Origin of the sequence: Oerskovia sp. NPDC060287, from assembly GCF_042726775.1 — a bacterium.
GTDB lineage: Bacteria > Actinomycetota > Actinomycetes > Actinomycetales > Cellulomonadaceae > Oerskovia > Oerskovia merdavium.
In genome coordinates this window covers 1-24,126 of record NZ_JBHXBO010000038.1, presented here as the reverse complement: position 1 = coordinate 24,126, position 24,126 = coordinate 1, and the positions used below count along the sequence as shown (strand labels likewise).

Annotated in this window: 23 protein-coding genes; 16 read left to right on the top strand and 7 right to left on the bottom strand. The window is 72.3% G+C overall.

What is annotated here, in order from left to right; all coding sequences use genetic code 11:
- Positions 1–57: 57 nt before the first annotated feature.
- Both ACFWFR_RS05535 and dapD read right to left on the bottom strand, forming a co-directional pair.
- Positions 58–1,068, bottom strand: coding sequence for a hypothetical protein (locus tag ACFWFR_RS05535; RefSeq protein WP_377621716.1), 1,011 nt, complete (start codon positions 1,066–1,068; stop codon positions 58–60).
- 1 nt (position 1,069) lies between these two features.
- Complete coding sequence (dapD, locus tag ACFWFR_RS05530) at positions 1,070–2,053, bottom strand: 2,3,4,5-tetrahydropyridine-2,6-dicarboxylate N-succinyltransferase (RefSeq protein WP_191803335.1); 984 nt, start codon at positions 2,051–2,053, stop codon at positions 1,070–1,072.
- 59 nt (positions 2,054–2,112) lie between these two features.
- Here dapD and dapE point away from each other — a divergent pair, with 59 nt between their 5' ends.
- From dapE to ACFWFR_RS05500, 6 genes are all read left to right on the top strand, one after another.
- A complete protein-coding gene (gene dapE, locus ACFWFR_RS05525; protein WP_377621714.1) occupies positions 2,113–3,270 on the top strand; it encodes a succinyl-diaminopimelate desuccinylase in 1,158 nt (385 codons plus the stop codon).
- A gap of 42 nt (positions 3,271–3,312) precedes the next feature.
- On the top strand, positions 3,313–4,131 hold the full coding sequence (locus tag ACFWFR_RS05520; protein ID WP_191803331.1) for a TIGR00730 family Rossman fold protein: 819 nt from the start codon (positions 3,313–3,315) through the stop codon (positions 4,129–4,131).
- A gap of 110 nt (positions 4,132–4,241) precedes the next feature.
- The gene (gene folP, locus ACFWFR_RS05515; RefSeq protein WP_318244504.1) at positions 4,242–5,150 is read left to right on the top strand and encodes a dihydropteroate synthase; all 909 of its coding nucleotides are present in this window, start codon (positions 4,242–4,244) and stop codon (positions 5,148–5,150) included.
- Positions 5,147–6,496, top strand: a complete 1,350-nt coding sequence (locus tag ACFWFR_RS05510; protein ID WP_377621712.1) for a hypothetical protein — start codon at positions 5,147–5,149, stop codon at positions 6,494–6,496. Before folP ends, ACFWFR_RS05510 begins: the two co-directional genes overlap by 4 nt.
- A gap of 161 nt (positions 6,497–6,657) precedes the next feature.
- The gene (locus ACFWFR_RS05505) at positions 6,658–6,825 is read left to right on the top strand and encodes a DUF3117 domain-containing protein (RefSeq protein WP_064506638.1); all 168 of its coding nucleotides are present in this window, start codon (positions 6,658–6,660) and stop codon (positions 6,823–6,825) included.
- A gap of 6 nt (positions 6,826–6,831) precedes the next feature.
- Positions 6,832–8,460, top strand: a complete 1,629-nt coding sequence (locus tag ACFWFR_RS05500; protein WP_377621710.1) for a leucyl aminopeptidase family protein — start codon at positions 6,832–6,834, stop codon at positions 8,458–8,460.
- 153 nt (positions 8,461–8,613) lie between these two features.
- On the opposite strand, the gene ACFWFR_RS05495 is transcribed toward ACFWFR_RS05500, so the two are convergent.
- The gene (locus tag ACFWFR_RS05495; RefSeq protein ID WP_369800608.1) at positions 8,614–9,264 is read right to left on the bottom strand and encodes an O-methyltransferase; all 651 of its coding nucleotides are present in this window, start codon (positions 9,262–9,264) and stop codon (positions 8,614–8,616) included.
- A 227-nt stretch (positions 9,265–9,491) separates the two neighbouring features.
- On the opposite strand from ACFWFR_RS05495, the gene sigE reads away from it, so the two are divergent.
- The 7 genes from sigE to ACFWFR_RS05460 all read left to right on the top strand — a co-directional run bounded on the left by sigE (position 9,492) and on the right by ACFWFR_RS05460 (position 16,085).
- Positions 9,492–10,121, top strand: coding sequence for an RNA polymerase sigma factor SigE (gene sigE / locus ACFWFR_RS05490; protein WP_377617508.1), 630 nt, complete (start codon positions 9,492–9,494; stop codon positions 10,119–10,121).
- A complete protein-coding gene (locus ACFWFR_RS05485; protein WP_191803323.1) occupies positions 10,118–11,104 on the top strand; it encodes an anti-sigma factor in 987 nt (328 codons plus the stop codon). Before sigE ends, ACFWFR_RS05485 begins: the two co-directional genes overlap by 4 nt.
- Before the next feature lie 80 nt (positions 11,105–11,184).
- A complete protein-coding gene (locus tag ACFWFR_RS05480; RefSeq protein ID WP_377621708.1) occupies positions 11,185–12,951 on the top strand; it encodes a trypsin-like peptidase domain-containing protein in 1,767 nt (588 codons plus the stop codon).
- A gap of 9 nt (positions 12,952–12,960) precedes the next feature.
- Complete coding sequence (locus ACFWFR_RS05475; RefSeq protein WP_191803319.1) at positions 12,961–13,335, top strand: twin-arginine translocase TatA/TatE family subunit; 375 nt, start codon at positions 12,961–12,963, stop codon at positions 13,333–13,335.
- Between the two features lie 70 nt (positions 13,336–13,405).
- Positions 13,406–14,443 (top strand): tryptophan--tRNA ligase, encoded by a 1,038-nt coding sequence (gene trpS, locus ACFWFR_RS05470; protein WP_191803317.1) that lies wholly within the window; start codon positions 13,406–13,408, stop codon positions 14,441–14,443.
- A complete protein-coding gene (locus ACFWFR_RS05465; RefSeq protein ID WP_191803315.1) occupies positions 14,443–14,994 on the top strand; it encodes a 2'-5' RNA ligase family protein in 552 nt (183 codons plus the stop codon). Before trpS ends, ACFWFR_RS05465 begins: the two co-directional genes overlap by 1 nt.
- 29 nt (positions 14,995–15,023) lie before the next feature.
- Positions 15,024–16,085 carry a YihY/virulence factor BrkB family protein gene (locus ACFWFR_RS05460; protein ID WP_191803313.1) on the top strand — a complete coding sequence of 354 codons (1,062 nt, stop codon included), beginning with the start codon at positions 15,024–15,026 and terminating at the stop codon, positions 16,083–16,085.
- A gap of 69 nt (positions 16,086–16,154) precedes the next feature.
- On the opposite strand, the gene ACFWFR_RS05455 is transcribed toward ACFWFR_RS05460, so the two are convergent.
- The 4 genes from ACFWFR_RS05455 to sdhC all read right to left on the bottom strand — a co-directional run bounded on the left by ACFWFR_RS05455 (position 16,155) and on the right by sdhC (position 19,689).
- On the bottom strand, positions 16,155–16,928 hold the full coding sequence (locus tag ACFWFR_RS05455; RefSeq protein WP_056650307.1) for a succinate dehydrogenase iron-sulfur subunit: 774 nt from the start codon (positions 16,926–16,928) through the stop codon (positions 16,155–16,157).
- A complete protein-coding gene (sdhA, locus tag ACFWFR_RS05450; protein WP_056650310.1) occupies positions 16,928–18,760 on the bottom strand; it encodes a succinate dehydrogenase flavoprotein subunit in 1,833 nt (610 codons plus the stop codon). Before sdhA ends, ACFWFR_RS05455 begins: the two co-directional genes overlap by 1 nt.
- An 84-nt stretch (positions 18,761–18,844) precedes the next feature.
- The gene (locus ACFWFR_RS05445; RefSeq protein ID WP_056650313.1) at positions 18,845–19,306 is read right to left on the bottom strand and encodes a succinate dehydrogenase hydrophobic membrane anchor subunit; all 462 of its coding nucleotides are present in this window, start codon (positions 19,304–19,306) and stop codon (positions 18,845–18,847) included.
- Positions 19,306–19,689 (bottom strand): succinate dehydrogenase, cytochrome b556 subunit, encoded by a 384-nt coding sequence (gene sdhC / locus ACFWFR_RS05440; RefSeq protein WP_191803309.1) that lies wholly within the window; start codon positions 19,687–19,689, stop codon positions 19,306–19,308. Before sdhC ends, ACFWFR_RS05445 begins: the two co-directional genes overlap by 1 nt.
- Before the next feature lie 324 nt (positions 19,690–20,013).
- Here sdhC and ACFWFR_RS05435 point away from each other — a divergent pair, with 324 nt between their 5' ends.
- The 3 genes from ACFWFR_RS05435 (at position 20,014) to ACFWFR_RS05425 (ending at position 24,108) form a co-directional block, all read left to right on the top strand.
- Positions 20,014–21,183: a mannose-1-phosphate guanylyltransferase gene (locus ACFWFR_RS05435; protein WP_191803307.1), complete on the top strand. Its 1,170-nt coding sequence runs from the start codon at positions 20,014–20,016 to the stop codon at positions 21,181–21,183.
- A 222-nt stretch (positions 21,184–21,405) separates the two neighbouring features.
- On the top strand, positions 21,406–22,611 hold the full coding sequence (locus ACFWFR_RS05430; protein WP_191803854.1) for an amidohydrolase: 1,206 nt from the start codon (positions 21,406–21,408) through the stop codon (positions 22,609–22,611).
- A gap of 405 nt (positions 22,612–23,016) precedes the next feature.
- On the top strand, positions 23,017–24,108 hold the full coding sequence (locus ACFWFR_RS05425; RefSeq protein WP_377617607.1) for a BMP family protein: 1,092 nt from the start codon (positions 23,017–23,019) through the stop codon (positions 24,106–24,108).
- Positions 24,109–24,126 lie beyond the last annotated feature (18 nt).

The following is a 24,126-nucleotide window of genomic DNA, read 5'->3' as shown; positions in this document are numbered from 1 at the left end:
CACCTTTGCGTGCGGGGCGCCGTCGTCACATGCAGGGAAGGCGTCGGAGCGAGCGGTTCACCCCTCGTCGGCCGTCGCGACCGTGATCCGCACCTGGCCGACCGGGAGGGGTGCGGAGACCTCCTCCGGAGCCAGGTCGCCCGACGGCGTCCACACCGGGTCCTCGCGGGTCCAGGTGCTGTCGCCGACGTCCACCCGCACGACGTCGGTCTCGTCGGCGCTGGCCACGGCCCACTGACCGACGGCCCACCCGGTCCGGCGCGCCTCCGACGCGACGCCCGTGAGCGGCACGGTGTCCACCACGGTGCTCGCGCCCTCGACCGTGAGAGGCAGGTCCCCGAGGTCGCGCACGAGGCGTGCCCTCAGGGTCTCGTTCGAGTCGGAGACGCTCACGAGCGTGGTCGGGTCGACCGCGACGAGCTCGCACGAGAGCGTGCCCTCGGAGTTCCCCGTCAGGGCCGAGGCCCATGCGCGTGACCTGGACTCGTGCTGCGCGTAGGCGTCGGGGAAGCCGGAACGCTGCACCGCCTGGGCCGCGACCGTCACCGGGAGGTCTTCGTAACCGTCCACCTTGTCGAGGCCGTCGTAGAACGCCGTGGTCGAGAAGACGGGGTCCATGATCTGCTCGACCGTGCCCCAGCCCTGGGACGGACGCTGCTGGAAGAGCCCGATCGAGTCGCGGTCGCCGTAGTCGATGTTGAGCAGGCGCGACTCCTGCAGCGCGGTCGCCAGGCCGATGGTCGCGGCGCGGGCGGGCATGCCGCGGCGCACCGTCGTGACGGCGATCAGGGCCGCGTTGTCCGCCTGGGCGGGGGAGAGGTGCCAGGCCTGCCCGTCCGCCTCGGCCGAGCAGCGCTCGGCCACGGGGGTGTGGTCCGTCAGACGGTTGAGCGCGATGACGACCCCCGCGCTCGCGACCGCGAGGACGGTCACGACCGTGACGGCGATCCGCAGGGGGCGGTGTCGGCGTCGACGGACGCCGTGCCCCTGGGCGCGGGGGCTCGTGCCCCCCTGCCCAGGAGCGGACGGGGCCCCCTGGTGCCCCGGGGCGCCGAAGACGGAGGACATGTCAGTTCGCGTGCAGCGCGGCGTTGAGCTCGATCCCGACGCCCGTGCGCGAGACCGCCTCGACACCGCCCGTGAGCGAGTTGCGGCGGAAGAGGAGGTTGTCCTGGCCCGACAGGTCGCGTGCCTTGACGACCACGGGGCCGCCGTCGGGACCGCTGCGTCCCACGAGGGTGACCTTGGTGCCCGCGGTGACGTAGAGCCCGGACTCGACGACGCAGTCGTCGCCGAGCGGGATGCCCAGCCCGGCGTTGGCGCCGAGCAGCGAGCGCTGGCCGATCGAGATGATCTCGCGGCCGCCGCCGGAGAGCGTGCCCATGATGGACGCCCCGCCGCCGATGTCCGACCCGTCGCCCACGACCACGCCGGCCGAGATGCGGCCCTCGACCATCGAGGTGCCGAGGGTGCCGGCGTTGAAGTTCACGAAGCCCTCGTGCATGACGGTCGTCCCTGCAGCGAGGTGCGCTCCCAGCCGGACGCGGTCCGCGTCGGCGATGCGCACACCCGGGGGGACCACGTAGTCGACCATGCGGGGGAACTTGTCGACCCCGAGGACCTGGACCGGCTGGCCGGTCGCCGCGCGCAGGCGCAGGCGCGTCTCCTCGAAGCCCTCGACCGCGCACGGGCCGTGGTTGGTCCAGACGACGTTGGCGAGAGCGCCGAACACGCCGTCGAGGGAGAGGCCGTGGGGGGCCACGAGGCGGTGCGAGAGCAGGTGCAGGCGCAGGTAGGCGTCCGCGGCTCCCGACGGTGCGGCGTCCAGGTCGATCACGGTGCGCACGACCACGACGTCCACGCGCCGCGCCTCGTCGTGCTCGGTCAGCGCGTCGAGCGACGCGGGGACGGTCTCGTCCGAGGGGGCCTCCCCGAGCGCGGGGGACGGGTACCAGACGTCGAGGACGGTGCCCTCGTCGGTCACGGTGGCGAGGCCGAAGCCCCAGGCGGTGCGGGGGCCCGTTGCGGCGCCAGTGGGAGTCGCTGAAGTCATACCTTCACCCTATCCGTCACTCCGGGCCGGACGGTGAACTGTCCGGGTAGGGTCTGCGTGTGACCAGCGACGAGACTCTCGACCAGACCTCCGACCAGACCGCGCCGCCTGCGTCGGCGGCTCCGACGGTCCGGCTCGACCTCGACGGCGACCTCACCGCGCTCTTCCGCGCGGTGTGCGACGTGCCGTCCGTGAGCGGGGACGAGAAGGCCCTGGCCGACGCGATCGAGGCCGCGCTGCGCCCGCTCGCGCACCTCGAGGTCGTCCGTGACGGCAACGCGGTCGTCGCTCGCACGCACCTCGGGCGTTCGCGTCGCGTCGTGATCGCCGGGCACATCGACACGGTCCCGTTGACCGACCCGCCGAACCTGCCCACCCGTGTGGTCGGCGAGGGGGCCCAGGCCGAGGTCTGGGGGCGCGGCACGGTCGACATGAAGGGCGGCGTCGCGATCCAGCTCGCGCTCGCGTCCTCGCTCACGGCCCCGGACCAGGACGTCACGTGGGTCTTCTACGACCTCGAGGAGGTCGCGTCCGACCTCAACGGCCTGGGGCGGCTGGCCCGCAACCGCCCCGAGCTCCTGCAGGGCGACTTCGCGATCCTCGGCGAGCCCACGGCCGCGGGGATCGAGGGCGGCTGCAACGGGACCCTGCGGGTCGAGGTCCGTGTCCCCGGGGTCACGGCGCACTCGGCGCGTGCGTGGATGGGCTCCAACGCGATCCACTCGGCCTCGGTCGTGCTCGACCGCCTGGCGGCCTACGAGCCCGCGTCGATCGAGGTCGAGGGCCTCGTCTACCGCGAGGGCATGAACGCGGTCGGCATCCGCGGCGGCATCGCGGGGAACGTCGTCCCGGACGAGTGCGTGGTCACGGTCAACTACCGGTTCGCGCCCTCCCGTTCGCTGCCCGACGCCGAGGCGCACGTCCGCGACCTCTTCTCGGGTTTCGAGGTGGTCGTCACGGACGCCGCCCCGGGGGCCCGGCCCGGGCTCGACGACCCGATCGCGGCCGACTTCGCCGAGACGGTGCTGAGCCTCACCGGCGGCCGCCCGGCGCCCAAGTACGGCTGGACCGACGTCGCGCGCTTCGCCGAGCTGGGGATCCCGGCCGTGAACTTCGGCCCCGGCGACCCGTTGCTCGCGCACAAGGACGACGAGCGGTGCCCGGTCGGCCACCTCGCGCTGTGCCATGACGCGCTGCGCGCGTGGCTCACCCGCTGATCGTCCCCGCCACGGGCCCCGGAAACGCTTAGGCTCGAGAGCATGAGCGACGACGGAGTTCCCCAGGCAGGCACCGGCTACCGCAAGGGTCCGGTGCTGCTGCGGGGAGAGCAGATCCCCCAGCAGACGACCGACCAGCGGCTGCTCGACACCGCGGGCAGCGCCGACTGGGTGCACAGCGACCCGTGGCGGGTCATGAGGATCCAGAGCGAGTTCGTCGAGGGCTTCGGAGCTCTTGCCGAGGTCGGCCCGGCGGTGTCGGTCTTCGGTTCGGCGCGCACGAGCCCCGACCACCCGGACTACGCGCTGGCGGAAGAGGTGGGCCGGCTGCTCGCCGAGCGCGACCTCGCGGTGATCACGGGTGGCGGGCCGGGCATCATGGAGGCCGCGAACAAGGGGGCCACCGAGGCCGGGGGCCTCTCGATCGGCCTGGGGATCGAGCTGCCGTTCGAGCAGGGCATGAACAAGTACGTGAACCTGGGCGTGAACTTCCGGTACTTCTTCGCCCGCAAGACCATGTTCGTCAAGTACGCGCAGGGGTTCGTGGTCCTTCCGGGCGGGTTCGGCACGTTCGACGAGCTCTTCGAGGCGTTGACCCTGGTCCAGACGCACAAGGTCACCGAGTTCCCCATCGCCCTCGTGGACAGCGGCTACTGGTCGGGCCTGCTCGAGTGGGCTCGTACGACCGTCGCGGGGCGCGGCATGATCAGTGCGCACGACCTCGACCTGCTGTACCTGTGCGACGACCCGGCCGAGGCGGTCGAGTACGTGTGCGAGCGCGGCGAACAGCTGCGTGCCGAAGAGCTCGAGTCGGTGGCCGACACGGCAGCCGCTCAGCAGCGGGCTGCCGGCGACCGGTGACGGGCGCCGCGACCCCGGAGCCCGGGGGCCGGGCGGTCGGCGCCGACCCGGCGTCGACCGTGCCCCTGGTCCCTCCGCAGTGCGCTCCGCTCGTCCTGCGAGGGCGGGAGGTGGGGGTCGACGAGAACGCCCCCGGTCGCCCCGTGCGCCCCGTGGTCATGGCGATCGTCAACCGGACGACGGACTCGTTCTACGCGCCCGCACGTCAGCTCGACGACGGGGCGGCGCTCGAGGCGGTCGCGCGGGCCTGGTCCGAGGGTGCGGCGATCGTCGACGTCGGGGGAGTGCGCGCGGGGACGGGGCCCGAGGTCACACCGGCCGAGGAGATCCGTCGGGTCGTGCCCTTCGTCGAACGGGTGCGGGCCGACTTCCCCGACCTCCTCGTGAGCGTCGACACCTGGCGAGCCGAGGTCGCCCGCGAGGCGGCCCTGGCCGGCGCGGACCTCGTCAACGACACCTGGGCCGGGCACGACCCGCGCCTGGTCGAGGTCGCGGGCGAGCTCGGCGTCGGCGTCGTGTGCTCCCACACGGGAGGCGCCACGCCACGGACCGACCCGTTCCGGGTCGCCTACCCGCCCGAGGGGCTCGACGGCTCGGCGAGCCGGCGGACCGACCCTCGCGACGCCGTCGTGCAGGACGTCGTCGCGACGCTCACGGCGGCCGCCGCGCGCGCGGTCGCGTGCGGCGTACCGGCGGCCTCGGTGCTCGTCGACCCGACGCACGACTTCGGCAAGAACACCTGGCACTCGCTGCACCTCGTGCGCCGGACCCAGGCGCTCGCGGGCCTCGGCTTCCCGCTGCTCATGGCGCTGTCCCGCAAGGACTTCGTGGGCGAGACGCTCGACCTCCCGGCCGACGAACGGCTCGAGGGGACGCTCGCCGCGACGGCGGTCGCCGCGTGGCTCGGCGCCCGGGTCTTCCGCGCCCACGACGTCGCGGCCACTCGACGGACGCTGGACACCGTGGCCGCGATCCGGGGCGACGCACCCCCGGCCGTCGCGCTGCGCGGTCTCGCGTGAGCGAGCCGGCCGCGGTGCGCGGGCCGGGCGACGAGCAGGCGGCCCGGTCGCGGGCCCGGGAGACGGCCCCGCCCGGCGGGACCGATGCCGCGCGGCCCGGGCGAGCCTCCTCGCTCGTGACGGCCCTCCGGGCACCCGTGCGGTGGCCGTGGTGGGTGCAGGTGCTCGCGGTCTACGCCGCGGCCCGGCTCGTCACCGCCGCGATACTCCTGGTCGTCGCGCGCTCGCAGGAGTCCAACCTCTGGACCGACGCGGCGCCGTCGTACGCCGCCTGGACGGGGCGGATGTGGGACGCCTCGTGGTACCAGCAGATCGCCGAGCACGGCTACCCGGCCGAGCTGCCCGTGGGGGCCGACGGGCAGGTGCAGCAGAACGTCTGGGCCTTCTACCCGCTCTTCCCCTTCCTGGTGCGGGCCGTGCAGCAGGTCACCGGCCTGGGCTGGGACGTCGTCGCCCCGACCACGGCGCTGCTGTGCGGCGCAGGCGCGATGCTGGTGATCCATCGCCTGGTCGAGCGCGCCGGTCGCCTCGCCGTGGCGCGCCGTCCGGGCCTTCCGCTCGCCACGGTCGCGCTCGTGAGCGTCTTCCCCTCGTCGGTCGTGCTCCAGGTCGCCTACACCGAGGCGCTCGCGCTCCTGCTGATCGCCGGGGCGCTGTACCTGGTGTGGGCGCGTCGCTACGAGTGGGCGGGGCTCGTGGTCGTGCTGCTCGGGTTCAGCCGGGCGGTCGCCCTCCCGCTCGCCCTGGTCGTGGCGTGGCACGCGGCGGTCCGTGGACGTGCGTGGTGGCGCGCCAGACGCGTGGTCGGGCAGGACCAGGACGTCGGGTCCGTGGCGGTGCCCTGGCGCGACGTCGCCCGCATCGGGGGGCTCCTCGTCGTCACGGTGCTCAGCGGGCTCGTGTGGCAGGTCCTGTGCGGTCTCGTGACCGGTCGGCCCGACGCCTACTTCCTGACGCAGGAGGCCTGGCGGGGAACGGGACCTGTCGTCCCGTTCGTGCCCTGGGTCCAGGTCTCGCAGATGCTCTTCGGCGGCGCCGGCCCCTGGGTCCTGCTGGCGGTCCTGGCCGCCGTGGCCGCGGTGGGGCTGAGTCCCGTCGCGCGCAGGCTCGGCCCCGAGCTCCAGGCGTGGCCGCTCGCCTACCTGGGATACCTCGTCGCCGTGATCGAGCCCTGGACGAGCCTGGTCCGGTTCCTCCTGCTCGCCTTCCCGCTGGGCGCCGTGACCCTCGGGTGGACCCGGTCGCGGTGGTGGTTCTGGGGGTGCGTCGTGGCGTGCGTCGCGGGGCAGGCCTGGTGGGTCTGGGGCCTGTGGAGGCTCACCCCGCCGAGCGGATGGCCGCCATAGCGGCGACCAGTTCACGATCTGCGCATTTGCCGCGACGGCGTGTCGCACGGGTGAACTAGAATGGTGCACGGGCGTCCTCGGGCGGTCGGCGCGGCGACGTGCTGCCACCCTGCCGGGACGCCGACCACAGCAGTACTGGACTACGGAATGGAGAGCCCACAATGGCTGCGATGAAGCCGCGTACGGGGGATGGCCCGCTCGAGGTCACCAAGGAGGGCCGCGGCATCGTCATGCGTGTCCCGCTCGAGGGTGGCGGTCGACTCGTGGTGGAGCTCAACGCGACCGAGGCCAGCGAGCTGGGCGAGGCGCTCCAAGCCGTCGTGGGCTGAGACGCCTTGACCGCGCGCGACGCACAACCGCTCCTGGACCTGCCTCCCGTCGGAGGAGCCCCTCGCCACCTCCCCGAGGTGGTCGAGACGCCGGGCACCGTCCTGGACTGCCCGTTCCTGACGGACGACGCGGTCTCCGCCCTCGTGGTGGCCGTCGCTCCTCCGCTCGAGGAGGAGGACGGACTGCAGCCGCGCGCGGGGACCGTGGACGCGGCCGCGCGCTACGGGATAGACCTCGCAGAGCTGGCCGACCGCTCCGGAGGCTCGGGCTTCCGGGGCGCGGCCGGCGAGGTCACGACCGTCGACCTGCCGCGCACCCACGCGGGCGCGGCCAACCCGCTGCCTTGGGCAGGGCTCCCGTCCACGATCGTGCTGCTCGGGATCGGAGCAGGCTCCGACCTCGAGCTCCGACGCGCGGGAGCCGCGCTGGCCGGGGCGACGCGCGGGCTCGAGCGCGTCGTGAGCGCAGCGACGGCCGACGCCACCCCCAGCGGTGTGACGGCGTTCGTCGAGGGGTACCTGCTCGCGGCCTACCGCACGCCACGCTTCGGCGGAGCCGCCCCGAGCCGCAAGGTGCGTGGGCCGGCGCCGGACCCGCGTGCGGCCGCGGAACAGCTCGTCCTCCTCGGCGAGGGCGCCGAGCAGCAGATCATCGCTGCACGGATCGCGGCGAGCGCGACGTGGCTCGTGCGCGACCTGTCGAACACGCCGTCCAACATCAAGGACCCGGCCTGGTTCGCCCAGCAGGCGACGGATCTCGCCGAGGCCGGAGGCCTCGAGACCCAGGTCCTCGGCCCGCGCGAGCTCGCGGCGAAGGGGTTCGGAGCCCTGCTGGCCGTGGGTGCGGCCTCGGCGAGCCCGCCCCGGCTCGTGACGATCACGTACGTGCCGGAGGACGCCGACCAGCACGTCGTCCTCGTCGGCAAGGGCATCACCTATGACACCGGTGGGCTCTCGATCAAGCCCCGTGAGGCCATGGTGCCCATGAAGACCGACATGGCCGGGGCCGCCGTCGCGCTGGCCGTGGTGCTCGGTGCCGCAGAGGCCGGTATCCGGCACCAGGTCACCGCGGTCCTCCCGCTCGCCGAGAACCACTTCGGTGCGGACTCGTACCGTCCCGGGGACGTGCTGCGCACCTACTCGGGCCGCACGGTCGAGGTCGCGAACACCGACGCCGAGGGGCGCCTGGTCCTCGCGGACGCGCTCGGCTACGCGGTCTCCGAGCTCGCGCCGGACCTGCTGATCGACGTCGCGACCCTGACCGGCGCCGCGAGCGTCGGCCTCGGACGGGGCCATGCGGCCCTCTACGCGACCGCTCCCGAGCTGGTGGCAGGCCTCGAGGCCGCTGCTGACGCGACGGGCGAACGCGTCTGGCACATGCCCCTCGTCGAGGACTACACGTCCGCGCTGCGCTCGACCGTCGCGGACCTGCGGCACGTGCCGCTCGAGGCCGGAGGCGGCGGAGGGTCCATCACGGCCGCCCTCTTCCTGCGGGAGTTCACGGGAGGGCTGCCCTGGGTCCACCTCGACATCGCCGGGCCGGCACGGGCCACGGCTTCGCGGCACGAGGTCACCGAGGGGGCGACGGGCTACGGGGCGCGCCTCCTGCTCCGGTACCTCGCCGACCTGCGCTGAGGTCACGCCCGGCGATCTGCCGGGTGCACGACGAGGGCCCCTCACCCGTTCGGCGGGTGAGGGGCCCTCGTCCTGTTTCACGCTCGCGCCGGCTGCGCGGAACGACGCGTGCGGTGGTCGGCCGGTGCGCTCTGCTGCCCGGACGTCCCTGGGCTACCGGCGCACGCCGAGGAGCAGCCCGTCGCCGCTCGGGATCAGTGCGGGCAGGACGCGGTCGTCGGCGCGCAGCGAGCGTCCGACCTCGCGCACGATCGTGGTGATCTCGTCGCGCCGGGCGGGGTCTGCGACGCGGTCGCCGACGAGCGCACCGTCGACCGCGACGATGCCGCCCGGGCGCAGGAGACGCAGTGCCTGCTCGACGTACTCGGGGTAGCTGTGACGGTCGGCCCCGACCAGGACCAGGTCGTACGCGCCGTCGGTGAGCCGGGGCAGGACGTCGCTCGCACGACCGGGGATGGTCCGGGTCCTGGTGGCGCGGATCCCGGCCTCGGCGAAGGCGTCCTTGGCGGCACGCTGGTGCTCGACCTCGACGTCGATGGTCGTCAGGACGCCGTCCTCGGGCATCCCGCGCAGGAGCCAGAGCGACGCGACACCCGTGCCCGTGCCGATCTCGACGACCGAGCGGGCGCCCAGCGCGGCCGCGAGAGCCTGGAGCACGGCGCCCACGCCGGGCAGGACTGCGGGGCAGCCCAGCTCGGCGGCACGCTCGCGAGCGCGCAGGAGGACGTCGTCCTCCGGCACGAACTCCTCGCAGTAGGTCCAGCTCGACGCCTTGGCGTTCGTCCGGCCGATGTCGGTGGTGATAGGGCCCTCCTGGTCTCGGGCACCGCGCGTCTCCGGGGAACCCCGGACGGACTGCTGCGGTGCTGCCGTCCTGCGCGGTGCAGGTGAGGCGATCGTACCGGCCCGCGGGCTCCGTGGCGCTGGATGAGCCCCCGTCCGGGGGAGGTTTCGTGGACGTGGTGCGCACGTCCGCGCGACGCCGGGAACGGATGCGCGACGCACGGCGTTGTACGGGGACAATGGACCGTGTGAGCAGTGACGTGAGTGCCCAGCCCTGGACGCCCCCCTCGTGGGACCAGATCGTGCGGGAGCACTCCGCGCGCGTGTACCGGCTGGCGTACCGCCTGACCGGGAACCAGCACGACGCCGAGGACCTGACCCAGGAGACGTTCATCCGCGTCTTCCGGTCGTTGTCGAGCTACACCCCGGGGACCTTCGAGGGGTGGCTGCACCGCATCACCACGAACCTCTTCCTGGACCAGGTGCGGCGCAAGCAGCGCATCCGCATGGAGGCCATGGGCGAGGACTCGGCCCAGTACGCGGCCACGGGGGAGATGACGCACCCGGAGCGCGGGTACGAGCACACGAACCTCGACCACGACGTCCAGCGCGCGCTCGACGCCCTCTCGCCCGAGTACCGGGCGGCGGTCGTGCTGTGCGACATCGAGGGGCTGAGCTACGAGGAGATCGCGGTCACGCTGGGCATCAAGCTCGGCACGGTGCGTTCGCGCATCCACCGCGCGCGCTCGCAGCTGCGTGCGGCGCTGCCGCACCGTGACCCGTCCGAGCGCGCGGCCACGGACGGTACGCCGTCCGAGGACGCTGCGGTCGACCAGCTGACGGCTCTGGCGGTCCGCACCGCACCGGGGGGACCATGACGCACCTCGGGACCCTCATCAGCGCGCTGGCCGACGATCAGCTCTCGCCCGCGACGCGCGAGCGGGCGCTGACGCACGTCGCAGGGTGCGACCAGTGCGCGGCCGAGCTCGCGGTGGCGCGCGCGGTCCGCAAGCGCCTCTCGTGCGCGCGCGACGTCCTGCCGACGAACGACCTGACCTCGCGGCTCCTTGCCCTCTCCGCCCAGATCCCCGAGGTCGAGGGCGACCCGCTGCGCCAGGGGCCGGCCGTGCGCGACCCGTGGGCGCCCCCTCCTGAGGCGGGGGCGCTGAGCTGCGCGCTCACGGGGGACATCGCCGCCCATGCCCGACGACGTCGCTCGCGTCGCGTGCTCGTCGCCGCATCGAGCGGGGTCGCGGTGCTGGCCGTCGCGCTCTTCACGCTCGGTGACCGGCCCGTCGTGGTGCCGGACCGGCACGTCGCGTCGCCCCTGACCGTGCTGGCCGAGGCCGGCGGTGCCACGGCGGCGGGAGCCACCGAGGTGGCCCTCGTCCCCGTCCTGCCGGAGATCTCCGAGGACGGTGGGGCCGGTGGCGTGGACCTCGCGGACTCGACCGCGCTCGCGTGGATGGCGGAGAACGGGTGGACGAGCCCGTCGGGGATCCTCGACGGGTTCGACGTCACGTCGGTCCGGCTCGTCGGACCCGAGGGGGACGTGCTCCGTGTGGACCTCGCCGGCCCCGAGGGGACCATCGTGGTGCGCGAGCAGGTCGGCCGGCTGGACACGTCGAGCCTCTCGCGCTCGGAGGGCTTCGAGGGGCGCGCCGTCTACGTCCTGTCCGACGAGCCGCCCCACCTGGTGTGGCAGGCTGGGGACACGGTGATCGACGTCGTGGCAGAGGTGAGCAAGGACGTCCTCGCCTCGTTCGTGGCGACGTTCCCCGCGCACGACTTCGACGCGGGGGTCCCGGCCCGCATCTCCCGGGGATGGACGACCATGACAGGAGCCTTGGGCACCCCATGACCGCACACGACTCAGCGCTGGACCCCGCCGAGCCACAGCCCGTTGCGCCGCCTCACGAGCGTTCGCCCGAGCATACGCCCGTGTCGACGAGCGGATCGGGACCGTCCGAGGACGTGCAGTCGTCGCCCGAGCAGGCGTCGACCCCGCAGGCGGACGCCCCCGAGGTGCTGGTCGCATCGTCGGGCGAGGCGTCGCCGTCGGCCGTGGCGCCGGACGCTCCTGCACCGGCCGGCGTGCTCGACGGCGAGCCCACGGCCCCGTCGCCGAGCGCTCCGGCGGAGCGGACGCCGACGCCCGGGGGAGAGCAGCGCACCGAGGAGGTGCCCGTGCCTCTCCCGGCCCCCGCGCTGCCCCCGGCCGCTCCGAACCCCTTCGCTCCGCCGTCGGCGTTCCGATCCACCCCGACCGCCCCCCTGTCCCCGGGTGCGCCCGGGGCGAGCCACGCGGCTCCCGGCCCCGTGCCGCCGCCCGGTCCGCACGACACCCGCCCGTACGGAGCGCCCCTGGGCGCGCTGCCCGTCGCCCGCCCGGGCCTGCCGGGATACGCCCCGCAGGGGCCGGCCGGCCGACCCCCGTACGCCGCGTACCAGCACCCCACGGCTACACCGGGCGGTCCCGCGCAGTCCGGAGCCACCCCGCCGCAGCCGGGGTATCCGGGAGCGGCCGGCCTGCCCGGCGAACCCGACCCGCAGGGCCCCACGACGCCTGCCGAGCCCTGGGGTGCCCCGCCCCCGCCGCCGGCGCAGAAGCCCCGTCGCCGGATCGGCGCCGGTGCCGTGGCAGGTATCGCGGCGCTCGCCCTCGTGGCGGGCGCGGTCGGTGGCATCGCCGCCGACCGGATCGCCGACGGCACCCAGCGCCGTCCGGTCAGCGCGTCGCTCCCGCTCGCAGGGACGAGTCCTGAGGCCGAGCGCCCCGAGGGATCGGTCGCCGCGATCGCCGCGACCGTGCTCCCGAGCGTCGTGTCCCTGCAGGTCGAGGGCGCAGACGGGATCTCGACGGGCTCCGGCTTCGTGATCCGCGAGGACGGCTACATCCTCACCAACAACCACGTGGTCGCCGGTGGCGCGGACGGCGGCAAGGTCACGGTGCTCTTCGCGGACGGGAGCGAGCGTCCGGCCACGATCGTCGGTCGGACCGCGGACTACGACCTCGCGGTCGTCAAGGTCGACGAGGCGGGCCTGACCCCGCTCGTGCTGGGTGACTCGGACGCCGTGGTCGTCGGTGACCCCGTCGTCGCGATCGGTGCCCCGCTCGGGCTCAACGGGACCGTCACGACGGGGATCGTCAGCGCGCTGAACCGCCCCGTCGCGGCAGGCGACTCTGCCGAGACCGCGTTCATCAACGCGATCCAGACGGACGCGGCCATCAACCCGGGGAACTCGGGCGGACCGCTGGTCAACGGTGCGGGCGAGGTCGTGGGCGTGAACTCCGCGATCGCGCAGCCGCCCGGCACGGGCGGCGCGACGGGCAGCATCGGCCTCGGCTTCGCGATCCCCTCCGACCAGGCTCGGCGCACCGCAGAGGAGCTGATCGAGAAGGGCACGGCCACCTACCCGGTGATCGGGGTCTTGCTCGACTCGCGCTACCAGGGCGAGGGCGTCCAGGTCACGACCGAGCCGCAGGGCGGGCAGTCGCCCGTGACCGCGGGCGGTCCCGCGGACTCTGCCGGGATCCAGGCCGGGGACGTCATCCTCGCGATCGACGGGAGGCCCGTGAGCCTGAGCGACGAGCTCATCGTCGCGATCCGCGCGAAGGCCCCCGGGGACACCGTGACGCTGCGCGTGCGCACCGGCGACGACGAGCGCGACGTCCGCGTGGTGCTCGACGAAGCCACGAGCGAGTAGTCTGACCGCGTGTTCGGTATCAACGGCGCCGAGTTCGTCGTCCTCCTCGTCGTCGCCGTGATCGTCATCGGTCCCGAGCGACTGCCCCGCTACGCCGAGCAGCTCGGCGCGTTCGTCCGCACGGCCCGCGGCTTCCTCAAGGACGCCAAGTCGCGCGTCGACGAGGAGCTGGGGCCGGAGGTGGGCGACGTCGACTGGTCCAAGCTGGACCCTCGCCAGTACGACCCGCGACGGATCGTCCGGGAGGCGCTGCTCGACGACGACGACCTGCTGGGCACGTCCTCGCGACCCCGTGGCGCGTCGCCCGTCCCGCCGCCGCCACCGCCCCCCACGGACACGGACGGCGTGCGTGTCCCGGCGCCGTTCGACGACGAGGCGACCTGAGCGCACGAGCCCGTGTCCCAGGGAACGACCCGGATTCGGTCGACGCACGTCGACCTGTCAGAATGGGGCAATGGTCAACGAGGTTCCCGGTGAACGGCGTCCACGCATCTTCTCGGGGATGCAGCCCACGGAGGATTCGCTCCAGCTGGGCAACTACATCGGGGCTCTGAGCCAATGGGTCGCGCTGCAGGAGTCGTACGACGCGATCTACTGCGTCGTGGACATGCACGCCCTGACGGTCAACCCCGAGCCCGCGAAGCTGCGCGAGCGCACGCGTCGTACCGCAGCGCAGTACCTGGCCGGGGGAGTCGACCCCGAGACCTCGACGCTGTTCGTGCAGTCGCACGTCCCCGAGCACGCTGAGCTGGCGTGGGTGCTGTCGTGCCAGACGGGCTTCGGCGAGGCGGGTCGCATGACCCAGTTCAAGGACAAGTCCGCGAAGCAGGGCACCGACGGCACGACCGTGGGCCTCTTCACCTACCCGGTCCTGATGGCCGCGGACATCCTGCTCTACGACGCGGCGCTCGTGCCCGTGGGCGAGGACCAGCGTCAGCACCTCGAGCTGGCCCGCAACCTCGCGGAGCGCCTCAACTCGCGGTTCGGCGAGGACACCGCCGTGGTTCCCGAGCCCCACATCGTCAAGGCCGTGGCGAAGATCTACGACCTGCAGGAGCCGACCGCCAAGATGAGCAAGTCGTCGTCGGGCGGCAAGGGCGTCATCTGGCTCCTCGAGGACCCCAAGGCGGCCGCGAAGCGCATCCGCTCCGCGGCGACGGACTCGGACAACGAGATCCGCTACGACCCGGCGAGCAAGCCCGGCATCTCCAACCTGCTCACCATCTTCTCGGCCCTGACCTCGCGTCCGGTCGAGGCGATCGCCGCCGACTACGAGGGCAAGGGGTACGGGCACCTGAAGGTGGACCTCGCCGAGGTCGTCGTGGACTTCCTGACGCCGTTCCAGGCCCGTGCGAACGAGTACCTGTCCGACCCGGCCGAGCTCGACGCGGTCCTGGCCCGCGGCGCCGAGCGAGCGCGGGGGCTCGCCCAGACCACCCTGGACCGCATCTACGACCGCGTCGGCCTGCTGCCGGCCCGTCGGAACCGCTGATGAACCTGCCCGAGCGCGGTCCGTCGCAGGTGCGGATCGGCATCGCGATCGAGATCCCCGAGCCGTTCGGCCCCGCGCTCCAGGAGGCTCGTGCCGCGTTCGGCGACCCGTTCGCCGGGGACATCCCTCCGCACATCACGTTGCTCGGCCCGACGGTCGTGGACGAGTCGGCCCTCGACGAGGTGTACGCGCACCTCGAGCGCGTGACCGCGCAGGCTGCGCCGTTCCGGGTCATCCTGCGCGGCAGCGGGACGTTCCGGCCCGTGTCGCCCGTGGTCTTCGTGATCGTCGCGCAGGGCATCGCGGAGTGCGAGGAGCTCGAGGGCGCGGTGCGCTCGGGCGTGCTCGACCAGGAGCTCCGGTTCAACTACCACCCGCACGTCACGGTCGCCCACGAGGTCGACGACGAGGCGCTGGACCTGGCGTTCGAGGAGATGGCGGGGTTCGAGGCCGCGTTCGACGTCACGGGCATCCATCTCTACGAGCACGGCGACGACGGGGTCTGGCGTCCGGCCCGCCGGTTCGAGCTCTCCGGTCTGTCGGACGGGTGAGCCGGGGGTTCCTCTCCTAGGCTCGGGCGATGACCTCTCCCACGACGCCCGACGACGAGGCTCCTGGCCTGGTGGCCCGGCTCACGACCCGGGCCAAGGCGGTGCAGGCCTGGTGGAACACGACCCGGCCCGCTCGGGCCCTCGCGCAGTACGGGGTCCAGCGGGGGGCGCTCCTGTGCGGCGGCATGGCGTACTCGGCGCTGTTCTCGCTGTTCGCCGGCCTGACGATCTTCTACACGGCCTTCATGGCCTTCCTGGGCAACCGCGAGGAGCTGCGGGACGAGATCTTCGCGCAGATCGACAAGGCGATCCCGGGGCTGATCGACACCGGGGACGGCAGCAACGGGATCATCTCGCCCGAGGACCTGATCCTCGACCGTGGCTTCGACCTGTCGAGCATCATCGCGGTGTTCGTGCTGCTCTTCAGTGCGATCTCCTTCATGGCCGCGCTGCGCACCTCGACCCGCGCGATGTTCTCGCTCACGAACGTGGGGCAGAACCCGGTCCTGTCCAAGCTGCGCGAGCTCGGTGGGTTCGCCGTGCTGGGTATCAGCGTCGTCATCTCCGCGGCCGCGACGGTCGTGGTCCAGACGCTCGGGGCGACGCTCTTCGGCCATGGTGTCCTGGCATCGGTCCTGGTGCCCGTGGTCGGCATCTTCGTCGGGCTCTTCTTCGACGCCGTCGTGGTCCTGCTCATCATCCGCTTCGTCGCGGGAGTACGCCCGCCCCGCAAGGACCTGTACATCGGGGCGCTGACGGCCGCGGCGGCCTTCGGGGTCCTGCGCTACCTCGGGACGAGCGTGATCGTCGGCAGCTCGTCCCGCAACGCGCTGCTGGGCTCGTTCGCCACGTTCGTCACGATCCTGCTCCTCGCGAACTTCGTGACCCGGATCCTGCTCATGGTCGCGGCCTGGATCGCGGACCCGCCCGCGCAACCGACCGCGGACGAGCTGCGTGCGCAGGCCGAGGCCGAGCAGGAGGAGCGGCTCGAGGCAGAGGTCCGACGCGGGGCCGGCTACGGGTACCCCTGGAGTCCTGTGGTGCGCGGGGTGCGGCGCGGCCGCGAGCCGCGGGTGTCCGTCAAGATCTGAGCCGCCAGACACCGACGGCGGCCCGCCGGCCGGAGCCGGGGACCGCCGTCGGGCAGTGCGGGAGGAACGTCAGAACGCGCGGGTGATCATCGCGCGCTTGACCTCCTGGATCGCCTTGGTGATCTCGATGCCACGGGGGCACGCCTCGGTGCAGTTGAAGGTCGTGCGGCAGCGCCACACGCCCTCCTTGTCGTTGAGGATCTCCAGGCGCTGCGTCGCACCGTCGTCGCGCGAGTCGAAGATGAACCGGTGCGCGTTGACGATCGCGGCCGGACCGAAGTACTGGCCGTCGGTCCAGAACACGGGGCACGAGGACGTGCACGCCGCGCACAGGATGCACTTGGTCGTGTCGTCGAAGCGCTCGCGCTGCTCGGCCGACTGCAGGCGCTCCTTGCTCGGCTCGTTCCCCGACGTGATGAGGAACGGCATGATCTCGCGGTAGGAGGCGAAGAACGGCTCCATGTCGACGACCAGGTCCTTGATGACCGGCAGGCCCTTGATGGGCTCGACGGTGATCGGCTTGTCCGGGTTGACGTCCTTGAGGAGCGTCTTGCACGCCAGACGGTTACGGCCGTTGATGCGCATCGCGTCCGAGCCGCAGATCCCGTGGGCGCACGAGCGACGGAAGGTCAGCGAGCCGTCGTGCTCCCACTTGATCTTGTGCAGCGCGTCGAGCACGCGGTCCGTGCCGTGGGCCAGGACCGTGTACTCCTCCCAGTACGCGTCCTCGCCGTGCTCGGACTCGGGGTTGTAGCGGCGGAGCTTGATCGTGACCTCGAAGGAGGGCACGGCGCCGACCTCGGTCTTCTCCGAACCGGCAGGGGCTTCGAGTGTGGCAGTCATCAGTACTTACGCTCCATGGGCTCGTACCGGGTCTGGGTGACGGGCTTGGAACCCAGCACGATCTTGTAGGAATCGAACTCCTCGACGTGGTCGAAGTATCCCTCCACGTGCCCGTCGGCGGTGTCGCCGGCGGCCGTGGGGCGACGGTAGGCCATCGTGTGGAGCATGTAGTTGGCGTCGTCGCGGTCCGGGAAGTCCTCGCGGTAGTGACCGCCGCGCGACTCCTTGCGGTTGATGGCCGCGATGACCGTGACCTCGGCGATGTCGAGGAGGAAGCCGAGCTCGATGGCCTCGAGCAGGTCGGTGTTGAACAGGCGTCCCTTGTCCTGGACCGAGACCTTGCGGTAGCGGTCCTGGAGGGTGCGGATGTCCGAGAGCGCCTGGTTGAGCGACTCGCCCGTGCGGAACACCTGGGCGTTGGCGTCCATGGTCTCCTGGAGCGCCTTGCGGACGTCCGCCACGCGCTCGCCGTCGGGACGGTTGCGCATCTCGTCGAGCTGGGCGATCACCGCGGCGGCGGGGTTCTCCGGCAGCTCGCGGTACTCGGCGGTCGCGGCGTACGCGGCGGCCTGACGGCCCGCGCGCTTGCCGAACACGTTGATGTCCAGGAGCGAGTTGGTCCCGAGGCGGTTGGAGCCGTGGACCGAGACGCACGCGACCTCTCCGGCCGCGTACAGGCCGCGGACGACGTTGTGCCCGTCACGCAGGACCTCGCCACCGACGTTGGTCGGGATGCCGCCCATGGCGTAGTGCGCCGTGGGGTAGACGGGCACGGGCTCGGTGTAGGGCTCGATCCCGAGGTACGTGCGCGCGAACTCCGTGATGTCCGGGAGCTTGGCGTCGATGTGCGCGGGCTCGAGGTGCGTCAGGTCGAGCAGGACGTAGTCCTTGTCCGGCCCTGCGCCGCGTCCTTCGCGGACCTCGTTGGCCATCGACCGCGCGACGATGTCGCGCGGCGCGAGGTCCTTGATGGTGGGGGCGTAGCGCTCCATGAAGCGCTCGCCCTCGCCGTTGCGCAGGATGCCGCCCTCACCGCGGGCGGCCTCCGAGAGGAGGATGCCGAGCCCGGCGAGACCTGTCGGGTGGAACTGGAAGAACTCCATGTCCTCGAGCGGCAGGCCGCGACGGTAGGCCAGGGCCATGCCGTCACCGGTGAGCGTGTGCGCGTTCGACGTCGTCTTGAAGATCTTGCCGGCGCCGCCCGTGGCGAAGATGATCGCCTTGGCCTGGAAGACGTGGATCTCGCCGGTCGCCAGGTCGTACGCGACGACGCCGGTCGCGTTGACCGTCTCGCCGTCCGGCACGTCCTCTGCCGCGAGGTCGTGGTCCGTGATGAGGTCCAGGACGTAGAACTCGTTGAAGAACTCGACGTCCTGCTTGACGCAGTTCTGGTAGAGCGTCTGGAGGATCATGTGACCCGTGCGGTCCGCGGCGTAGCAGGAGCGGCGCACCGCGGCCTCGCCGTGGTTGCGCGTGTGGCCGCCGAAGCGTCGCTGGTCGATCTTGCCCTCGGGCGTGCGGTTGAACGGCAGGCCCATGCGCTCGAGGTCGAGGACCGCGTCGATGGCCTCCTTGGCCATGATCTCCGCGGCGTCCTGGTCGACGAGGTAGTCGCCGCCCTTGACCGTGTCGAACGTGTGCCACTCCCAGTTGTCCTCCTCGACGTTCGCGAGGGCGGCGCACATGCCGCCCTGCGCCGCGCCGGTGTGGGACCGCGTGGGGTAGAGCTTCGAGATGACCGCCGTGCGGACCTTGCCGGACGACTCCAGCGCCGCGCGCATGCCGGCGCCGCCTGCTCCGACGATGACGACGTCGTACTGATGGGTTTGCATCGGTGTCGATGCCTCCTGTGACGAGTGGGAAGGGGGACGGGGGCTGTCAGGCGGCGTCTGGGGGAACGTCGACCGGCAGGTCCGTCAGGCGGTGCAGAACGACGGGAGCTGGTAGTCCAGAGCGTTCGGCGGGCACGGGTCGAACGTGAAGACCACGAGGGTGCCGAGCACGGTGACGATCACGAAGGCCAGGTACAGGGCCCACTTGAGCACCATGCGGGTGCCGTCGCGCTGGGCGTAGTCGTTGATGATGGTGCGGACGCCGTTGGTGCCGTGGATCATCGCGAGCCAGAGCATCAGGAGGTCCCAGACCTGCCAGAACGGCGAGGCCCACTTGCCGGCGACGAAGCCGAAGTCGATCGCGTGGACGCCCTCGCCGACCATGAGGTTCACGAAGAGGTGCCCGAAGATCAGGACGATCAGCACGACGCCCGAGGCGCGCATGAAGACCCAGCTGTACAGCTCGTAGTTCGAGCGCGTCGTCTTCTGGCGCTTGTACGGGTCGCGGGGGGCCGCGAGCGGAGAGCTGGTGGTCGTGGTGCCCATCAGTGCCCACCTCCGAAGACGTTCATGAGGTGGCGGGGCAGGAAGCCCGCCATGGTCACGACGAACAGACCGACGACGACCCACAGCATGGTGCGCTGGTACTTGGGGCCCTTGGCCCAGAAGTCCACGAGGATGATCCGGACACCGTTGAAGGCGTGGAACACGATGGCGGCGACCAGGCCGGCCTCACCGAGTCCCATGATCACGGTCTTGTACGTGCCGATCACGGCGTCGTACGCCTCGGGCGAGACTCGTACCAGCGCTGTGTCCAGCACGTGCACGAGGAGGAAGAAGAAGATGAGCACGCCGGTCACGCGATGCGCGACCCACGACCACATGCCTTCACGGCCGCGGTACAGCGTGCCAGCAGGTGCACTGGGCACTTTAGGGGCCTCCTGTGGCGAGTTCAGGGGTGAGATATCGAGCTGGACGACGTCGTCCGCCGGTGGCCGTTCACGACCGCTCCGTCTCGAGGCTCCGAGGAGTCGGGAGGAGCGGCAGATCCAGGGCTCGCCGGAGTCCGTCGATATCCGTCTCTGGGGTTCCACCATAGTGACATCGGCGTCAGGTTGCGGACCGCCTGGGCTCCCAGGCGCCCCGCCCACCCCGGATTGTGACTCATTCCACAGGGCGCCGGGGAACTGTCGGGGGCCGGTCTCGCGGACGTCCCGGGCGGCGTCTCGACCCGTGGTCACTATGCTTCGAGCATGTCGACCACTCCTGTGCCTGCTCCTGCTCCTGCTCCCGGTGAGTCGTCCACCGACGACCGGGCCGTCCCTGGTTTCTACGCCGTGATCCCCGCGGGCGGGGCGGGGACACGGCTCTGGCCGCTGTCGCGGCGCGGCAACCCCAAGTTCCTGCTCGACCTCGCGGGCACCGGGCGCTCGCTGCTCCAGGCGACGGTGGACCGCCTGGTGCCCCTGACCGGCGAGGCGGGAATCGTCCTGGTCACGGGGCGTCAGCACGTGGCCTCGGCCAGGACGCAGCTGCCCGGGCTCGACCAGGACTCGGTGCTCGCCGAGCCGTCGCCCCGGGACTCGATGGCGGCCATCGGGCTGGCCGCCGCGGTCCTCGAGCAGCGGCACGGGGACGTGGTGATCGGCTCGTTCGCGGCAGACCAGGTCATCACGGGCCAGGCGGCGTTCGAGCAGGCCGTGCGGGAGGGCGTGGAGGCCGCCCGGGCCGGGTACGTCGTCACGATCGGCATCGCGGCGTCGCGACCGTCGACCGCCTTCGGCTACGTCCGCAGCGGGGCGCCGCTCGGTCTCGAGGGAGCACCGACGGGTCTCCACGCCGAGGGCTTCACCGAGAAGCCCGACGCGCTGACGGCCCAGCGCTACGTGCGCTCGGGGGAGTACCGCTGGAACGCGGGCATGTTCATCACGCGGACCTCGGTCCTGCTCGGGCACCTGGCCGACCAGCGCCCCGAGCTCCACGACGGGCTGCGGCGGATCGCCGCGGCCTGGGACACCCCCGAGCGCGACCAGGTGCTCGCGGACGAGTGGCCGGGGCTCGAGAAGATCGCGATCGACCATGCCGTCGCAGAGCCCGTCGCGGCCGTGGGCGGCGTCGCGGTGGTCCCGGGGAACTTCGGCTGGGACGACGTGGGCGACTTCAACTCGCTCGCCGCGCTGCTGCCTGCGGCCGACGAGTCCGGTTCCAAGGTCCTGGGTGACGCCGGTCGGGTCGTCCGGCTCGAGAGCGCGGGCTCGGTCGTGGTCCCGGCGAGCGATCGCGTCGTGACGGTCCTGGGTCTCGACGACGTCGTGGTGGTCGACACGCCCGACGCGCTCCTGGTCACGACGCGGGCGCGCGCGCAGCAGGTCAAGTCGATGGTCGACGCGGTGCGCGAGCGTGGGCTCGACGAGCTGCTCTGAGTCTTCTGGCACGCGCACACCCGGGCGGGCGTTCGCGTGCCCGGGTGAGCGGCGCCGTCGGGCCGTGGGAGGAATTCCCACGCAGCCCGACGGCGCAGCGCGGGCCGCGCGGTCCTCTCGCCGTCCGGTGCGTGACCGTCCCGCCCCGCCGTCGCAGGTCGGCGTTAGTCTCGGCGTGTGAGCACGCCTGAGGAGAGCACCCAGAACGACCGCACCCCGTCGCTGCCGTCGGGCGGCGGGCGGACCGAGGCCGGGGACCGCGTCGCGGCCGTCGCGGCCTCGCTCGCGGACGAGCTCGTCGCGATCCGGCGAGACATCCACGCGCACCCCGAGGTCTCGCGGGCCGAGACCCGCACCACGGCGCTGATCGCAGACCGCCTGCGCGCAGCCGGGCTCGTGCCGCGCCTGCTGCAGGGCACCGGGCTGGTGTGCGACGTCGGAGGAGCCGAGGGGCCCGACGGCGAGACGCGCGGGCGGGTCGCGCTGCGAGCCGACATCGATGCGCTGCCGCTCCAGGACCGCTGCGAGCTGCCGTGGGCCTCGACCGTCCCGGGGGTCGCGCACGCGTGCGGTCACGACGTCCACACGACCGTGGTGCTCGGGGCGGGCCTGGTCCTGGCCGAGCTCGCGCAGCGAGGAGAGCTCACGCGCCCCGTGCGGCTGATCTTCCAGCCCGCCGAGGAGGTCCAGCCCGGCGGCTCGCTCGACGTGATCGCGCAGGGCGGCCTCGACGGCGTCGACGAGATCTACGCGGTCCACTGCGACCCCAAGGTCGACGCCGGGCAGATCGGTACGCGCATCGGCCCCATCACCTCGGCCTCGGACGAGGTGTCGGTGACCATCACCTCGCCGGGCGGCCACACGTCGCGCCCGCACCTGACGGGCGACGTCGTCTACGCGCTCGGCCAGGTCATCACCCAGGTGCCGGCCGTGCTCGGGCGCCGGCTCGACCCGCGCTCGGGCGTCAACCTCACGTGGGGCGCGGTGCACGCCGGCTCGGCGCACAACGCGATCCCCAGCACCGGGACCGTCCGGGGGACGCTGCGCTGCCTCGACGTGCGGGCCTGGGAGTTCGCGGGCCAGGTGCTCCACGACGCGGTCGAGCAGGTCGTGGCCCCCTACGAGGTCGAGGTGACCGTGAACCACACGCGCGGCGTGCCGCCGGTCGAGAACGCCGAGGACTGCACGGGGGCGCTCGAGGCGGCCGCGCGCGACGTGCTCGGGCCGGCCTCGGTGCTGCTGACCGAGCAGTCGCTCGGCGGGGAGGACTTCGCCTGGTACCTGACCAAGGTGCCCGGCGCCATGGCGCGGCTCGGGACCCGGACGCCCGGCGGCCGCTCGTACGACATCCACCAGGGCGACCTGCAGGTCGACGAGTCGGCGATCGGTGCCGGGGTCCGGCTGCTCGCGCGCGTCGCGCTGGGCTGAGCGGGCAGGGCGGGCTCGGCGACGGGCACGGCGGGCACCCAGACCGGTCCAGCGACGGGCACGGCGGGCACCCAGACCGGTCCAGCGACGGGCACGGCGGGCACCCAGACCGGTCCAGCGGCGGCGACCGGACGGCTCCCGGCGTCCCCAGCCGTCGCCCGTCGTGGTTGCTCGACACAACCAGGTGTCCGATCCGTGGACCGAGAACGACCACGGCTGAGACGCCAGATGACGCTTCCATAACGAAGCGGCGTCGTTACCCGCAAGTAACGTCCACGATTCAAGGACGTGGCTAGTGTTCGATCCATACAGGCCGACGGACTCCGTGACCTTCCCGTGCAACGGCGCGCGGGTGGGTCCCGGTCATCTCCGTGAGGCCAACGACGAGATCGACAGGAGCTCATGGTGAAGAGAGCAACGCAGATGACCGCGCTCGCGGCGGTCGCCGCGCTGACGCTGGCCGCATGTGGCAGCGCGCCCGACGAGGGTGGCAGCACGGGAACGGCGGGAGGCTCCGAGTCGAGCTTCAAGGCCTGCATGGTGTCCGACGCCGGCGGGTTCGACGACAAGTCCTTCAACGAGTCGGGCTACAACGGCCTCATGGCTGCCGAGAAGAACCTGGGCATCCAGACCGCCACGGCGGAGTCGAAGGAGGAGTCGAACTTCGCTCCGAACATCGACAACCTGATCTCCGAGAACTGCAACATCATCGTCACGGTCGGCTTCCTGCTCGCGACCGCCACGGGCGACGCGGCCCAGGCGAACGCCGACGTCGACTTCGCGATCGTCGACTCGACGGCGCAAGACGCTGACGGCAACACGATCGAGCTCGACAACGTCAAGCCCATCAGCTTCGACACCGCCCAGGCCTCGTTCCTCGCCGGCTACCTCGCCGCGGGCATGAGCAAGACGGGCACGGTCGCCACCTACGGCGGTCTGCAGATCCCGTCCGTGACGATCTTCATGGACGGCTTCGTCGACGGCGTCGCGAACTACAACGAGACGCACGGCACCGACGTGAAGACCCTCGGCTGGAACAAGGAGACGCAGAACGGCTCGTTCGCCGGCGGCTTCGAGGACCAGTCCCAGGGCCAGCAGCTCACGCAGACCTTCATCGACCAGGGCGCGGACATCATCATGCCCGTCGCCGGTCCGGTCGGTGTCGGCACGCTCGCCGCGGCCAAGGACGCGACCGACGTCTCGGTCATCTGGGTCGACGCCGACGGCTTCGAGACCAACCCCGACTCGGGCGACCTGATCCTGACCTCGGTCCTCAAGGAGATCGGTGCGGGCGTCGAGGACGTCATCACCGCAGCCTCCGAGGACGAGTTCTCGAACGAGCCCTACGTGGGCACGCTCGAGAACGGCGGCGTGGACATCGCGCCGTACCACGACTTCGAGTCCAAGGTCCCGCAGGAGCTCAAGGACGAGATCGACCAGCTCCGCAAGGACATCATCGACGGCACCATCGTCGTGGAGTCCCCGAGCTCGCCGTGACCTGACGCTGTACCTCGT